Raw genomic sequence first — 13,909 nt, 5'->3', positions numbered from 1 at the left:
AGAGCTGGAACCAGTCGCGGCAGGTGATGCGGTTGCCGGTCCAGTTGTGGAAATACTCGTGCGCAACGATGGCCTCGATCCGCGCGTAGTCGGCGTCGGTCGCCGTCTCGGGGCTGGCCAGCACATAGCGCGCGTTGAAGATGTTGAGCGCCTTGTTCTCCATCGCGCCCATGTTGAAATCGTCCACCGCGACGATGCTGAATTGGTCGAGGTCATAGGCCCGGCCGTAGGTCTCTTCGTCCCATTTCATCGACCGCTTGAGGCTGTCCATCGCGTAGTCGCAGCGAGTCTCGTCGCCCTTGCGCACCCAGATCGACAAGCGGACGTCGCGCCCTTCCGAGGTCGTGAAGCTGTCCTCGTGGGCGACGAGGTCGCCGGCCACCAGCGCGAAAAGGTAGGCGGGCTTCTTCCACGGGTCGCGCCAGACGGCGAAGCCCTCGCCCGTCTCGACAGGGTCGCCGTTCGACAAGAGGACCGGCAGGTCGGACTCCACCCGCACCTCGAACGGGGCCATCACGTCGGGCCGGTCGGGGTAATAGGTGATCTTGCGGAAGCCCTGCGCCTCGCATTGGGTGCAGTACATCCCGCGGCTCATGTAGAGCCCTTCGAGGGCCGTGTTGTCCTCGGGCGCGATCTCGACCTCGCATTCCCACAGGAAGTCGTCGGGCGCCTCGATCTCAAGGCCCTCGGGCAGGACGATCGGCTGCACGTCGGTCCCGTCGATAGCCGCGCGGATCAGCCGCAGCCCCGCGCCATCGAGCCGCAAGGGTCCGCCGTCGCCGTCGGGATTGCGGCGGAACCGGACCGCCGAGACCACGCGCGTGGCCTTGGGATCAAGGCGGAACGTGAGCTTCACGTCATCTACCAGGTAGGCGGGCGGGCGGTAATCGGCGAGCCGGATGGCGCGGGGCGCGGCGTCTTTCATGGAAATCCTCGTACTGGCGTGGCGAACACTCTGTCGCCCGCTACGTTGAAAAACAACAGGCCCGCTTCGACGGGTCCGACTGACCAAGAGGAATGACATGTCTCCACCAGACACGAACACCGAAAAGCAGAAACGCCGCCACAAGGGCCCTCTCATGGGGCTCGCCGGCGTCATAACGTGGGCGCTTGTCCTCCTGGCCCTCCTGGCGATCTACGTCGTCTTCCGCGGCAACGAACCCGCCGACCAGGAGCCAATCGGCGTCGAGACCGACACGCAAGAGACGATCAACCCCCCGGTGCGCGAGGAAGAGGTCGAGTAACCTCCCTTGGCCGGACCTTTACCCGGAAGGTCCGGGCCACTTGCGGACGCCCCTTCGCATGGCGCAAGAAGTAGCGCGACGTCCGAATTGACGTCGGACTTTCCAGAGTGCGCTGCCGCGCCGAACGAATGAAGGGGGAGAGACATGGCCGAACGGATCGATCGCGCGGGCCTTCAAGTGGCCCGTGAACTGGCCGATTTCATCGAGGACAAGGCTCTGCCCGGCTTGGGCATCGACGCCGACCGGTTCTGGTCCGACCTCTCCACGCTGCTCCACGAATTTGCCTCCGACAATCGCGCCTTGTTGAAGACGCGCGAGCTTTTTCAGGCCAAGATCGACACGTGGCACCGGAACAATCCCGGCGCGATCACGGATCAGGCCAGCTACATGAGCTTCCTGCGCGAGATCGGCTATCTCGTCGAGGAAGGTCCGGATTTCCAGATCGAGACGCCCCGCACGGACCCCGAGATCTCGCAGGTTCCCGGCCCGCAGCTTGTCGTCCCGATCATGAACGCGCGCTACGCGCTGAATGCCGCGAATGCGCGGTGGGGGTCGCTGTACGACGCTCTCTACGGCACCGATGCCATGGGCGACCTGCCCCAGGGCACAGGCTATGACGCCGAGCGCGGCAACCGCGTGATCGCGGCCGCCAAGGGGTATCTCGACAAGTTCTTTCCGCTTGCCTCGGGCAGCCACGGACAGGTCGAAGACTACCGCATCGGTGACAACGGGCTTGAAGCGCTGGTCGGGGACGAGGTCGTGCCGCTGGGCCGTCCCGGCGCGCTGGCCGGCTTCCGCGGCGCAAAGGATGCGCTCACCCATATCCTGTTGCAGAACAACGGTCTGCACATCGAACTTCAGATCGACCGCGAACATCGCATCGGGTCGCAAGACAAGGCGGGCATCGCCGACATCCAGCTCGAAAGCGCCATGTCCGCGATCATGGATTGCGAGGACAGCGTCGCCGCTGTCGATGCGGAGGACAAGGCGCTGGCCTATGCCAACTGGCTGGGCCTGATGAAGGGTGAACTGACCGAAGAGGTCACCAAGGGCGGCGAGACCTTCACCCGCCGTCTCGCCGAAGATCGCACCTACGACACGCCCGACGGCGGTACGCTGCGGCTCAAGGGCCGGTCGCTGATGCTGGTGCGCAACGTGGGCCACCTGATGACTACGCCCGCGATCCTCGACCGTGACGGAAACGAAGTGTTCGAAGGGCTGCTCGACGCCGCCGTGACGGTCCTGTGCGCCATGCACGACCTGAACCGCGAGGGCGGCAACTCCGAGACCGGATCGGTCTACGTCGTCAAACCCAAGATGCACGGGCCGGACGAGGTCGCCTTTACCGTTCGGATCTTCTCCCGCGTCGAAAGCATGTTCGGCCTGCCGGTGAACACCGTGAAGATCGGCATCATGGACGAGGAACGCCGCACCTCGGCCAACCTCAAGGAGTGCATCCGCGCCGCCAGTTCGCGCGTCGCCTTCATCAACACCGGCTTCCTTGACCGCACCGGCGACGAGATCCACACCTCGATGGAAGCGGGCCCGATGGTCCGCAAGGGCGAGATGAAAAAGACCGCCTGGATCAACGCCTACGAGGATCGCAACGTCGACGTCGGCCTCGCCTGCGGCCTGCGCGGCAAGGCCCAGATCGGCAAGGGCATGTGGGCGATGCCGGACCGGATGGCGGACATGCTCGAGGCCAAGATCGGTCACCCGAAAGCCGGCGCGACCTGTGCCTGGGTGCCCTCGCCCACGGCCGCAACGCTGCACGCGCTGCACTACCACGAGGTCAACGTGGCCGAGGTGCAGGAGCAGATTGCCCAAGGCGGTCCGCGCACCACGCTCGAGGATCTGCTGACGGTCCCCGTCGCGCGCGAGAACTGGTCCGAGGACGAGATCACGTCCGAGATCGAGAACAATGCGCAGGGCATCCTGGGCTACGTGGTCCGCTGGGTGGATAGCGGCGTCGGCTGCTCGAAGGTGCCGGACATCCACGATGTCGGCCTGATGGAGGATCGCGCGACCTGCCGCATCTCCAGCCAGGCGCTGGCGAACTGGCTGCATCACGGCGTCGTCTCGGAAGATCGGGTGATGGACGTGATGAAGAAGATGGCGAAGGTCGTGGACGGGCAGAACGCCGGCGACCCGACCTATCAGCCCATGGCGCCCGCCTATGACGGCCCAGCCTTCAAGGCCGCCTGCGACCTCGTCTTCAAGGGTCGCGAGCAGCCCTCGGGCTACACCGAGCCGGTGCTCCACGCGCGCCGGCAGGAAAAGAAGGCGCAAGCCTGAAGCAAGGAGAATACCCATGACCCTCAAACTGGACCAGGCCCGCGCGGCCATCCGCGGCACGTTCGACGCGGGCGGCAAGGCCGGTATGAAGCCCCTTTCGGCCATCGTGCTGGACGCGGGCGGCAACGTGCTTGCGTTCGAGCGGCAGGACGGCTCGAGCCCCGGCAAGTTCGCCATCGCCCACGGCAAGGCCTATGGCGCCGTGATGCTCGGGATGCCCAGTTCGGCGATGATGGAGCGCGCCGAAAAACAGCCCTACTTCGTGGCAGCCCTGAATGGCGCCTATGGCGGCGCTGTCATTCCCGTCCCCGGCGGCATCCTCATCATGGAGGGCGAGACGGTGATCGGGGCGCTCGGCGTGACCGGCGACACGTCTGACAACGACGTCACCGCCGGGATGGCAGGGCTGGCTACGGCCGGGTTGGCCGGCGCGGCCTGAGGCGCGTTCACGCGCTGCCCCCGATCGCGCCACGGAGGCTCGGAAGTGCCGCACAACTGCGCCACCATGTCCCGTTCGCGCGGGGCATGTGCGCCCGCGGGGGTGAAGTGCGGCGCAAGATCGCCTAATCTTCGGGGTGCACGCGGTTTGACACGGAGAACTCCACGCATGACCCGCCCTCTGGTCGGCATCATAGGCAACCACCACCTCATCAACGACGCCTACGAGGTTCACGGCGGCGGCAAGATGAACTCCGAGGCAATCAGCCACGTCGCCGGCGCCATTCCCCTGATCGTCCCGGGCGACCCCGCGATCGTCGCCATCGAAGAACTGATGGAGACATGCGACGGCTTCCTCTTCACCGGCGGCCGCCCAAACGTGCACCCCGAGGAATACGGCCACGAAGAAACCGTGGCCCACGGCGCCTTCGACCGCCCCCGCGACCGCGTCGCTCTGCCCCTGATCCGCGCGCTGACCGAGCGCGGCCAGCCCTATCTCGGGATCTGTCGCGGTTATCAGGAGGTCGCCGTGGCCTTCGGATCGACGCTCCACCCGGAAATTCGAGAGCTGCCGGGGCGAATGAACCACCGGATGCCGCCGGACGGGACCATCGAAGAGAAGTTCGCCCTTCGTCACGAGGTCACGTTCACCGAAGGCGGCCCCTTTCACCGCCTGATGGGCGCCCGATCGGTGATGACGAACACGCTCCACGGCCAGGGCGTGATCGAGCCTGGTCCGCGCTTCGTCATCGACGGTCGCGCGCCCGACGGCACGCCCGAGGCGTCCTATATCCAGGGCGCCCGCGGCTTCACGATGTCGGTGCAGTGGCACCCCGAGTACAACGCGGGGCAGGACGAGGTGTCGCGCAAGCTCTTCGAGACGTTCGGCGATGCCTTGCGCGCCTGGCAGGACGAGCGTCTGCGCGTGCCGACCCGCGCGATCGCCTGAGGCGGAGCGGGTCAGATACCCGGCGGGACGACCAGCTCTCCTGCGCGGTCAAGCGCATACACCCGCCGCTCGGGCGACCCTGGAAGTCCGCACCCCACGACCAGCCACACCCGGCCCTCGCCCGGTCGAGCGGCACAGGCCCAAGCCTCTCCTTCCGGCACCTCGGAGAGGTAGATTTCGGCCGCGCGGGCAATTGCCGCGCTTTCGGTCGGCCGCGCGAGGCCCAGCCGATAGCCCAGCACCGCAGCCATCAGGCACAGCACCACCAGCGTCACTGAGAACACCGGGTTCTTCAGCGTTCCGCCTCCGGCTGTCGGTGGTCGGCCGATTTGGGCATGGGCTCCTCCGTTTCGTGCGACGCTGCCCTAGACTTAGGCAGCGCACAAGTCACGTCACGGCCTGAGAAGCGCAGCCTCATAGGCTTTGAGGCTCCGGCGGGCCGAGCGCATGCCCTGCCCGGCGCGCAGATCCGTCAGCTCGGGAAAGATCGCCAGGACCTCGGCCCGCTGCGCATCCTCGAGACCCTTCAGCGAATAGTCACCCGGCTGGAAGCTCTCGGTCCACGTCCCGTCGGCGAGAATGACCTCGTGCCGTTCGAACATGATGTGGATGTACTCGACCGACGACGCCTCGACCGTATCGATCCCGTCGAAGTGGCACAAATGCTTGGCCGCCACGAGGACCTCGCGCTCTTCGAAATAAAGAGCAGCCTCGTCCGTCGCCGACAGCATCCGGTGGTTGGGGCTGACCACCATGTCCCGCTCTGGCAGCCCCCCCCCAAGCGCCCCCTTGCGGATCAGCACCGGGTTCAACGCAGGCTGCCGTACCAGCGTCGCGCGGTCCAGTGCCTTACGGCCGACCCAAGCGATGACCTGCGTGCCGTTGTCGCGCGTGATGACCCGGCCGCCGACCTGCAGCCGCTCGATGGGCACCTCGCCCTGCGGTGTGGCGACCAAGGTTCCCGGCGTGAAGCAGGGCGCGAACTTCTCAATGTCCCAGAAATTGATGTTGGCCGACTGGCCGGTGCTGGAATTGTGGAGCTGGACCTGACCGTTGAACCCGTCGCTGCCGTTGCTCTCCGGATTCTTGACGAAGTTCGTGACTTCGAAGCCTTGCTTGAGCAGCGCGGAGAAATCGAGCACGTCTTCGTCGTTGCCGCCGGAACTCCCCTGCACGGAGGTGTTGTTCACGCCCGAACTGCCGAGGGTGTTGATGACGAACCGGTCGGACCCGTCGCCTCCTGTCAGTTCGTCATTGTCGCCGCCGCCGTAGATCGTGTCGTCGCCCTTCCCGCCCTGCGCCTTGTCAAAGCCGTCGCCGGTGGTCATCACGTCGTCGCCGTCACCGCCGCTGAGGGTATCATTGCCGGCTCCGCCGGACAGCGTGTCATCGCCCGCGCCGCCACTGATCTGGTCGCTGCCCGAGGTGCCGTCGAGGTCATTGTCGTCGCTGTCGCCGTTAATGGTCGCCATTCCAATCACCCTCCATACCCGGGCTCGTCCGGTAGGCCGCAGCCACGCAATGCCGTTGAATACTTAAAGTGAGTTTACTGTAAATTTCCGGAAACACATCTACTTCTTGCGGCACAAGAATTCGCGTATCTGGTAAGATCGTGATTTCTCCGGGATCGTGGCATTCACGCCATCCCGGCGCATCTATGGATGCGTTCCCCCCGCCCGAACAATAGAGCTAAATTCGCTCTACTAAGCGAAAATGCCGAACCGCACGTGGCGGTCCGGCCCGATGTTGGCACCCGAGTCGCGCCGTATCAGCGGAAGAGCAGTCCGGCCTCGTGCCGCTTCAGGCTGCGCCGGGCCGAGCGGTAGCCCTCGATGCCTCGATGATCGGCGAGTTCCGGGAAAAGCGTGAGGATCTCCTGACGCTGCGGCCCGTCGATACCTTGCAGCGTGTAGTCGCCCGGCTGAAAACTCTCGGACCAGGTGCCATCCGACAGCACGACCTCATGCCGGTCGAACATGAAGTGGATGTAGCAGACGCCAAGCGCCCCGACCTGTTCGATCCCTTCGGCGTGGCACAGGTGCTTGGCCGCGACAAGCACCTCACGCTCTTCGAAATACAGCGCCGTCTCGTCCGTGGCCGAAAGCATCCGATGGTTCGGACTGATCAGCATGTCGCGCTCGGGCAGTCCGTAACCCAGCGCGCCCTTGCGGACCAGCACCGGCCGCAATTCGGGCTGCCTTTCCAGCTCGCCATGCCGAAGGCGCTTCTCGCCGATCCAGCGGATCTCCTGGATGCCATTGTCGCGAGTGATGACCCGGTCGCCCTCGCGCAGCTTCTCGACCGGCACCTCGCCCCGCGGCGTCGCGATCAGCGTACCAGGGGTGAAGCAGGGAACGATGTTCTCGATGTTCTCGAAGGTGATCGTCCCGTTCTGCTTGCCGTCGGCGTCGTAGAACACCAGGCGCCCGTCGATGCCATCGTTGTCGCTGTCGCCATCGACGGTATCGCCGGTATCGTCGTCCGGACGCACGTCGATGATCTTGTAGGCCCCGCCCTCGGACACGGACCCGCGCAGGTCGAGCGTGTCGAAGTCGTCGCCGCCGGACCCGCCGAGCACGGTGTCATTCCCGGTCAGCAACTCGAACGTGTCGCGGTCATCCCCGCCCTTCAGCAGGTCATCGCCGGGCTCGTCGCCGCCATTGATCGTGTCGTTCCCCGCTCCGCCATCGACGGTGTCGTCCCCGCCAGCCGCGTTGATCGAGTCGTTGCCGCCGTCGCCATAGATCTCATCGGCGCTGAGGCCGCCGACGATGGTATCGTCCCCGTCGCCCCCGCGGATCGTGTCGTCACCGATATTGCCGCGCAGGAAATCGTTGCCAGCGCCGCCGTCAATGTCGTCGCCGTCCTGGTGCGCATTGATTTCGTCGTTGCCGTCGCCACCGCGAAGCGTGTCGGCCCCGGCCCCGCCCGAGATGAAGTCGTCGCCCTTGCCGCCCTCGACCGTATCCTGCCCCGAACCGGCCCAGATGCTGTCGTTGCCAGCGCCGCCGTCGATGCTGTCGTTTCCGGCGCCGCCTTTCAGGACATCATCGCCGCCCTCGCCGTAGATCGCATCATTGCCGTCGCCGCCGTGGATCGTGTCCTCACCCATCGCACCGATCTCGGGCGCGCCGATATAGGTGTCGACGAGGTCGGTATAAGCGACCTGTGGGTAGGTATCGACGCGCGCGACGAAGGTGTAGGTCTCGCCCGCCATGAGCGGCTTGTCCGAGAGGACCGCGACCGCGTCGTTCCCGTCGAACTCGCCCACGTAGATCGTGATCTGCTCGCCCGAGGAGGATTCGACGAGGTAGGAATATTCGGGCGTGAACCGATCTCCGGCATGTTCCGTATTGCCGTCGAGCGTCGTCCTCTCGGTCAGGACCTGGTTCGGGTCGCCGTCATTGAAATACCCATCGTCGTCGCTGATCCCCACGGCCTGGGGAGCTGCGCCCGCCGAGATGGTGAAGGTCGTGCCCGCCACGTCGCCGGTCGGCTCGCCGTTCGTATCATCCTCGAACGGATCGTCGGCGCATCTGTTCAGCGTGACGTTGATGTCGCTCAGATCCCAGGCCGCAACCGTATAGGTTGCGCCCGAGCGTGGGTCGCAGGACACCTTGCTCAGGCCGCTGGTGCTGTCGCCATAAAGGACGTCGTCACCCGTCCCGCCGTCGATGCTCTCATCACCTGCGCCGCCATAGACCGTGTCGTCGGCGGCGCCTGCATAGATGGTGTCGTTGCCGTCGAAGGCATCCACGATGTCCCGGTTCGACTTCGGGTCGCCCAGGATCGCGTCATTGTTGTCGATTCTGTCGCCGTCGTGATCGGCATAGCGCCCGTCGATCGTATCGGCGCTGCTCGTCCCCTCGACGATGCCGTCGAGCGGCTTCGAGATCACCTTCGAGCCGTCAGGCCGGGAATAGTAGTAGCACTTCGTGCCCCAGTCGTAGCTCCAAAAGGTCATGACAGCCTCCAGACGCGGCGCGAGGCAGAAACATCAGCCGCGCGCGAGATCCATTTTTAGCCGCCCAGCGAGGGCGACACGGTTACGAATGGCGGTCCGTGTCCGTCCGCCCATACTCTGTACCCTGGACCGTCCTGGTTCGCCGGGTCGGAAAACGCGTCAGACTGTCTGATCGAGGACAACTGCGCCGATTTCACGTCACATTTCTACGTCAGGCTGATTTCCGGAGTTAGCGAAAAATTATCTAAACCCCCAAGGACCGAGCCGCGTCGCGTCCGCCCGTAGCGGGACTACCATGTCGGATTGTTGCGTTTTGTGAAACAAAACTTCACGCCACGCCGTGGTTCAGGCGCCCGATCCAGCGCAATGCTCGGATTCGTGGCCCGAAAAGGCGGTGATTGTTTCCGATATGAGCGCCTGTAGCCCGACACCGCGGCCGGCTTCTGCCACAGAGCTTTCGAGGCCAAAGTCGAAACAATTCCGGCAACGGGGCCTGATTGTTACGCAAGACGCCGCAGTACCGATTCAGGCGGGCAAGACGTTCCAACACGCTTCACGAGCATCCAGATGAGTCAAGACACGCACCGCGATAACGCCGCAGATCTTCTGCACTTAAAGCGCCGGCAGCATCCGCACCGCCAGGTCTGGGAGATCCGCGAAATGATTCAGCATCTCGTCCGGCTCCAGTCGGACAACGTCCTCCCCTTCGGGCCCAAAGCCGACGAGTACAACTGGCACACCGGCCGCGCGGGCCGTCTTCACGTCTGTCTCGGTGTCGCCCACGAAAATCGACCGCGCCGGGTCGCCGCCCGCCCGGCGCACCGCCTCGCGATAGGTCGAAGGGTCGGGCTTGCGCACCGGCAGGGTGTCGGCCCCCACGATCGTGGGCAGGACGTGGAACGTCCCCATCTCTTCCATGAGACGGATCGCGAAACGCTCGGGCTTGTTTGTGCAGATTGCGACGGCGAACCCGCGGGTCTTGAGCGTCTCGACCGCCGCCCAGGCGCCGTCATAAGGGCGGGAGTGGACGGCGATCGCTTCGCCGTAGGCGTCGAGAAGCCGCGGGTAGTCCTCTTCGATCTCGGCATCCCCGCCAGTGCCGCAGCGTGCGAAACCCTCGGTCAGCATCGCCCGCCCACCGCGGAAGGCGACCGCCGCATCGGCTTCGGGGTCCAGCACGTCGCCCAGGCCCCGCGCCCGGAAACAGGCATTCGCGGCCGCGACCAGATCGGCCGAGGTGTCGATGAGCGTTCCGTCCAGATCGAACACGACCGTGCGCATGTGCCCTCTCGTCCTCTCTGTAACGCGTCGCAATCGGGGTTGATCACGCCGGTATTTTAACCTTTTCCGCCCACGCGTAGAACGGCGCCAAGCAGAAGGAAAGGCCTCACCATGCCCTCTCACCTGATCGTCCTGGCCGCGGGCCAGGGCTCTCGGATGATGTCGGACCTGCCGAAGGTCTTGCACCAGGTCGGCCACGCGCCGCTTTTCATGCACGCGCTCCAGGCGGGGGCCGCGCTCGACCCCGAGCGCCGCGTGCTGGTCGCCGGCCACGGCGCCGACGAGGTGCGCGCCGCAGCGGCCGAGCATGACGAAGACCTCGTGGTCGTCCTGCAGGAAGAGCAGCTTGGCACCGCCCATGCCGTCGCCCAGGCCCGCGAGGCGCTGCAGGGCGCAAACGGCGACGTCTTCATCCTCTATGGCGACACGCCCTTCATCCAGCCCGAGACACTGTCGATGATGGCCGCCGCCCGCAGCGGCGGCGCCGCGGTCGTGGTGCTGGGGTTCGAAGCCGCCGATCCCGGTCGCTACGGTCGGCTGGTCATCGAGGGCGGCGACCTGATGCGGATCGTCGAGCACAAGGAAACCACCGAGGCCGAACGCGCGATCACACTGTGCAACTCGGGCGTGGTCTGCGCCGATGCCGAGGTGCTGTTCGACCTGATCGACGGCGTCGGCAACGACAATTCCAGCGGCGAATACTACCTCACCGACATCGTCGGTATCGCGCGCGAGCGCGGCTTACGCTGCGCCGCCGTCACCTGTGACGAGTCCGAAACGATGGGCATCAACACTCGCGCCGAACTCGCGCGGGCCGAGGCGATCTTCCAGGCCCGCCGCCGCGCCGCGATGCTCGAGGACGGCGTGACCCTGACCGCCCCCGAGACCGTATTCTTCGCCCACGACACCCATGTCGGCCGCGACGCAGTGATCGAGCCGCATGTCGTCTTCGGCCCCGGCGTCACCATCGAATCCGGCGCCACCATCCGTGCCTTCAGCCACCTCGAAGGCTGCCATGTCGGCGCCCGCGCGGTGGTCGGCCCCTATGCCCGCCTGCGTCCGGGGGCCGAACTTGGCAACGACGCGAAGGTCGGCAACTTCGTCGAGATCAAGTCGGCCGAGATCGGCGAAGGGGCGAAGATCAACCACCTCACCTATATCGGCGACGCCGCGGTGGGCGAAGGCGCGAATATCGGTGCGGGCACCGTCACCTGCAACTATGACGGCGTGTTCAAGCACCGGACCGAGATCGGCGCGCGGGCTTTCATCGGCTCTTCCACCATGCTGGTCGCGCCCGTGCGCGTGGGCGTCGAGGCCATGACCGCCTCGGGCTCGGTCATCACGAACGACGTGCCCGACGGTGCCCTGGGGCTCGGCCGGTCACGGCAGGTGGTAAAGGAAGGGCTCGCCCGCAAGCTGATGGCCAAGCTGAAGGCCGCCAAGATGAAGAGGACCAACTGAATGTGCGGTATCGTCGGCATCCTGGGTGAACACGAAGTCTCGCCCATCATCCTCGAGGCGCTGCGCCGGCTCGAATATCGCGGCTATGACAGCGCCGGGATCGCGACCGTGGACGCCGGCACGCTCGACCGCCGCCGCGCCGTGGGCAAGCTGTTCAACCTCAGCGACGCGCTGGTTCACCACCCGCTTCCAGGCAAGTCCGGCATCGGCCACACCCGCTGGGCCACCCACGGCAAGCCGACCGAGGTCAACGCCCACCCGCACCGCGCGGGCCCCGTGGCCGTCGTCCACAACGGCATCATCGAGAACTTCGCGACCCTGCGCAAAGAGCTGATCAAAGCCAACTACGGCGCCGAATCCGACACCGACACCGAAGTCATCGCCCTGCTCTGCAAGTCCCACCTGGACGGCGGCGCAACCCCGGTCGAGGCCGTCCGGCGCACGCTGTCGCGGCTTGAAGGGGCGTTCGCGCTGGCCTTCCTCTTCGATGGCGAGGACGACCTCATGATCGCCGCGCGCAAGGGCTCGCCGCTGGCCATCGCGCATAACGGGCGCGAGGCGTTCATCGGGTCCGACGCGATCGCGCTCGCGCCGCTGACCGACCGGCTGACCTACCTCGAGGAAGGCGATTGGGCCGTCCTGACGCGGTCGGAGAAGCACATCTTCGACGAGGCCGGCGACGAGGTCTCGCGTCCCGAAACCCGTATCGCCGCCTCGGCCGCGCAGGTGGACAAGGGTGGTCACCGCCACTTCATGTCGAAGGAGATCCACGAGCAGCCCGCCGTGATCGACGCCTGCCTCGACCACTACCTCGACGGCGACACGATCCGCCTGAAGGAAGGACAGATCGACTTTGCCGGGGTCGACCGGATCGTCATGGTGGCCTGCGGCACGGCCTCGTACGCCTGCCACGTGGCGAAATACTGGTTCGAGGGGCTTGCCCGCGTCCCCGTCGAGATCGACGTCGCCTCCGAATTCCGCTACCGCGAACCCCCGATCAGCGCCAACACCATGGCGATCTTCGTCAGCCAGTCGGGCGAGACGGCCGACACCTTGGCCGCCCTTCGCTATTGCAAGGACAAGGCCAAGACGGTCGCGATCGTGAACGTCGCGGGCTCGTCCATCGCGCGCGAGGCGGGCACGGCGCTGCCGATCCTCGCCGGGGTCGAGATCGGCGTCGCATCGACAAAGGCCTTCACCTGTCAACTGACGGTGCTGGCGGTGCTGGCACTGCGCGCCGCGCTCGACCGCAAGGAGATCGCACCCGAAGCGGCCGCGGCTCACCTGGCCGAGCTGCGGCGGATGCCGGCCCTCGTCAGCCAGGCGCTCGCGACCGAGGACCGGGTGAGTGACATCGCCCGCGGCCTGGCCGAGACGCGCGACGTCCTCTTCCTTGGCCGCGGGCCGCTCTATCCGCTGGCGCTGGAAGGTGCGCTGAAGCTGAAGGAGATCAGCTACATCCACGCCGAAGGCTACGCGAGCGGCGAGCTCAAGCACGGCCCCATTGCGCTGGTCGACGAAAGCGTGCCGATCATCGTCTTCGCGCCGACCGACGAGCTATACGGCAAGACCGTGTCGAACATGCAAGAGGTGCTGGCCCGCGGTGGCCGCGTTGTCCTTGTGTCCGACGCCGAAGGGCTGTCGAAGGACAACGAGGCGTGGCGCACGATCGAGATGCCGCGGGTCCCGTCGCTCTGGTCGCCCATCGTCTACGCGGTGCCGGCGCAGATGATCGCCTACCACACGGCGATCGCGAAGGGCACGGATGCCGACCAGCCGCGCAACCTCGCCAAATCCGTTACGGTGGAATAACGCGGCTCAGGCGAGCCGCGCCAGCACCCGCGGCAGACGCTCGGGCAGATCCTCCGCGATCAGGCCCGGGCCGAAGTCGCGGGCGCACTCGGCGTGCAGCCACGTGGCTGCGGTTGCCGAGAAGAACGCATCGGCGGTCCGCGCAAGCAAGCCAGTGATGAACCCCGCCAGCGTGTCCCCCGCCCCGGCGGTCGCCAGCCACGGCGCCGCCCGGTCGTAAAGCGCCCCATGAATTGCGGCATCCTCGGGGCTGGCGATGATGGTGTCCGGCCCCTTCAGCAGGATGACGCACCCTGCCCGCTCGGCCGCGAGGCGCACGGCGTCGAGGCGCGAATAGGCCGGTCCCGCCTCGGGGCTTTCCTTCAGAGGTGCGGCCAGATCGGGGAAGAGCCGGGCGAACTCGCCCATATGCGGGGTCAGCACGGCCCCGAGGTGCAGAACGTCGAACAACTCTTCGGGGTCGTC

General features: G+C 66.1%; 12 protein-coding genes. 6 read left to right on the top strand and 6 right to left on the bottom strand.

The window, feature by feature from the left end; translation table 11 throughout:
• The coding region (locus ACFDS3_RS16250) for a M1 family aminopeptidase (RefSeq protein ID WP_375263404.1) at positions 1-925 on the bottom strand (925 nt) is incomplete at its 3' end.
• A 97-nt stretch (positions 926-1,022) separates the two neighbouring features.
• Between ACFDS3_RS16250 and ACFDS3_RS16245 the strand changes: the two genes are divergently transcribed.
• From ACFDS3_RS16245 to ACFDS3_RS16230, 4 genes are all read left to right on the top strand, one after another.
• On the top strand, positions 1,023-1,244 hold the full coding sequence (locus tag ACFDS3_RS16245) for a hypothetical protein (protein ID WP_375263403.1): 222 nt from the start codon (positions 1,023-1,025) through the stop codon (positions 1,242-1,244).
• Positions 1,245-1,388: 144 nt separating this feature from the next.
• Entirely contained in the window at positions 1,389-3,539 is a 2,151-nt protein-coding gene (locus tag ACFDS3_RS16240; RefSeq protein WP_375263402.1) for a malate synthase G, read from the top strand.
• Between the two features lie 16 nt (positions 3,540-3,555).
• Positions 3,556-3,978: a heme-binding protein gene (locus ACFDS3_RS16235; RefSeq protein ID WP_375263401.1), complete on the top strand. Its 423-nt coding sequence runs from the start codon at positions 3,556-3,558 to the stop codon at positions 3,976-3,978.
• Between the two features lie 168 nt (positions 3,979-4,146).
• A complete protein-coding gene (locus tag ACFDS3_RS16230) occupies positions 4,147-4,926 on the top strand; it encodes a gamma-glutamyl-gamma-aminobutyrate hydrolase family protein (protein ID WP_375263400.1) in 780 nt (259 codons plus the stop codon).
• Positions 4,927-4,937: 11 nt separating this feature from the next.
• Here the strand turns inward: ACFDS3_RS16230 and ACFDS3_RS16225 are convergent, their stop codons facing one another.
• The 4 genes from ACFDS3_RS16225 to ACFDS3_RS16210 all read right to left on the bottom strand — a co-directional run bounded on the left by ACFDS3_RS16225 (position 4,938) and on the right by ACFDS3_RS16210 (position 10,171).
• Positions 4,938-5,210 (bottom strand): hypothetical protein, encoded by a 273-nt coding sequence (locus ACFDS3_RS16225; RefSeq protein WP_375263399.1) that lies wholly within the window; start codon positions 5,208-5,210, stop codon positions 4,938-4,940.
• Between the two features lie 108 nt (positions 5,211-5,318).
• A complete protein-coding gene (locus tag ACFDS3_RS16220) occupies positions 5,319-6,398 on the bottom strand; it encodes a Hint domain-containing protein (RefSeq protein WP_375263398.1) in 1,080 nt (359 codons plus the stop codon).
• 296 nt (positions 6,399-6,694) lie between these two features.
• Positions 6,695-8,890 carry a Hint domain-containing protein gene (locus ACFDS3_RS16215; protein ID WP_375263397.1) on the bottom strand — a complete coding sequence of 732 codons (2,196 nt, stop codon included), beginning with the start codon at positions 8,888-8,890 and terminating at the stop codon, positions 6,695-6,697.
• A gap of 612 nt (positions 8,891-9,502) precedes the next feature.
• On the bottom strand, positions 9,503-10,171 hold the full coding sequence (locus tag ACFDS3_RS16210) for an HAD-IA family hydrolase (RefSeq protein WP_375263396.1): 669 nt from the start codon (positions 10,169-10,171) through the stop codon (positions 9,503-9,505).
• Between the two features lie 111 nt (positions 10,172-10,282).
• Here ACFDS3_RS16210 and glmU point away from each other — a divergent pair, with 111 nt between their 5' ends.
• Positions 10,283-11,632: a bifunctional UDP-N-acetylglucosamine diphosphorylase/glucosamine-1-phosphate N-acetyltransferase GlmU gene (glmU, locus tag ACFDS3_RS16205; RefSeq protein ID WP_375263395.1), complete on the top strand. Its 1,350-nt coding sequence runs from the start codon at positions 10,283-10,285 to the stop codon at positions 11,630-11,632.
• Positions 11,633-13,444, top strand: a complete 1,812-nt coding sequence (gene glmS / locus ACFDS3_RS16200; RefSeq protein ID WP_375263394.1) for a glutamine--fructose-6-phosphate transaminase (isomerizing) — start codon at positions 11,633-11,635, stop codon at positions 13,442-13,444.
• Between the two features lie 6 nt (positions 13,445-13,450).
• Here glmS and ACFDS3_RS16195 read toward each other — a convergent pair.
• The coding region (locus tag ACFDS3_RS16195; RefSeq protein ID WP_375263393.1) for an NAD(P)H-hydrate dehydratase at positions 13,451-13,909 on the bottom strand (459 nt) is incomplete at its 5' end.

Source organism: Palleronia sp., from assembly GCF_042089775.1.
In the GTDB taxonomy this organism is placed as follows: Bacteria; Pseudomonadota; Alphaproteobacteria; order Rhodobacterales; family Rhodobacteraceae; genus Palleronia.
This window is presented reverse-complemented; position numbering and strand designations above follow the sequence as displayed.

What these genes read in the sequence shown, in the direction of transcription:
- ACFDS3_RS16245 (WP_375263403.1), top strand. Translation starts at nt 1,023, where the DNA reads ATGTCTCCACCAGACACGAACACCGAAAAGCAGAAACGCCGCCACAAG.
- ACFDS3_RS16240 (WP_375263402.1), top strand. Translation starts at nt 1,389, where the DNA reads ATGGCCGAACGGATCGATCGCGCGGGCCTTCAAGTGGCCCGTGAACTG.
- ACFDS3_RS16235 (WP_375263401.1), top strand. Translation starts at nt 3,556, where the DNA reads ATGACCCTCAAACTGGACCAGGCCCGCGCGGCCATCCGCGGCACGTTC.
- ACFDS3_RS16230 (WP_375263400.1), top strand. Translation starts at nt 4,147, where the DNA reads ATGACCCGCCCTCTGGTCGGCATCATAGGCAACCACCACCTCATCAAC.
- ACFDS3_RS16220 (WP_375263398.1), bottom strand. Translation starts at nt 6,398, where the DNA reads ATGGCGACCATTAACGGCGACAGCGACGACAATGACCTCGACGGCACC.
- ACFDS3_RS16215 (WP_375263397.1), bottom strand. Translation starts at nt 8,890, where the DNA reads ATGACCTTTTGGAGCTACGACTGGGGCACGAAGTGCTACTACTATTCC.
- ACFDS3_RS16210 (WP_375263396.1), bottom strand. Translation starts at nt 10,171, where the DNA reads ATGCGCACGGTCGTGTTCGATCTGGACGGAACGCTCATCGACACCTCG.
- glmU (WP_375263395.1), top strand. Translation starts at nt 10,283, where the DNA reads ATGCCCTCTCACCTGATCGTCCTGGCCGCGGGCCAGGGCTCTCGGATG.
- glmS (WP_375263394.1), top strand. Translation starts at nt 11,633, where the DNA reads ATGTGCGGTATCGTCGGCATCCTGGGTGAACACGAAGTCTCGCCCATC.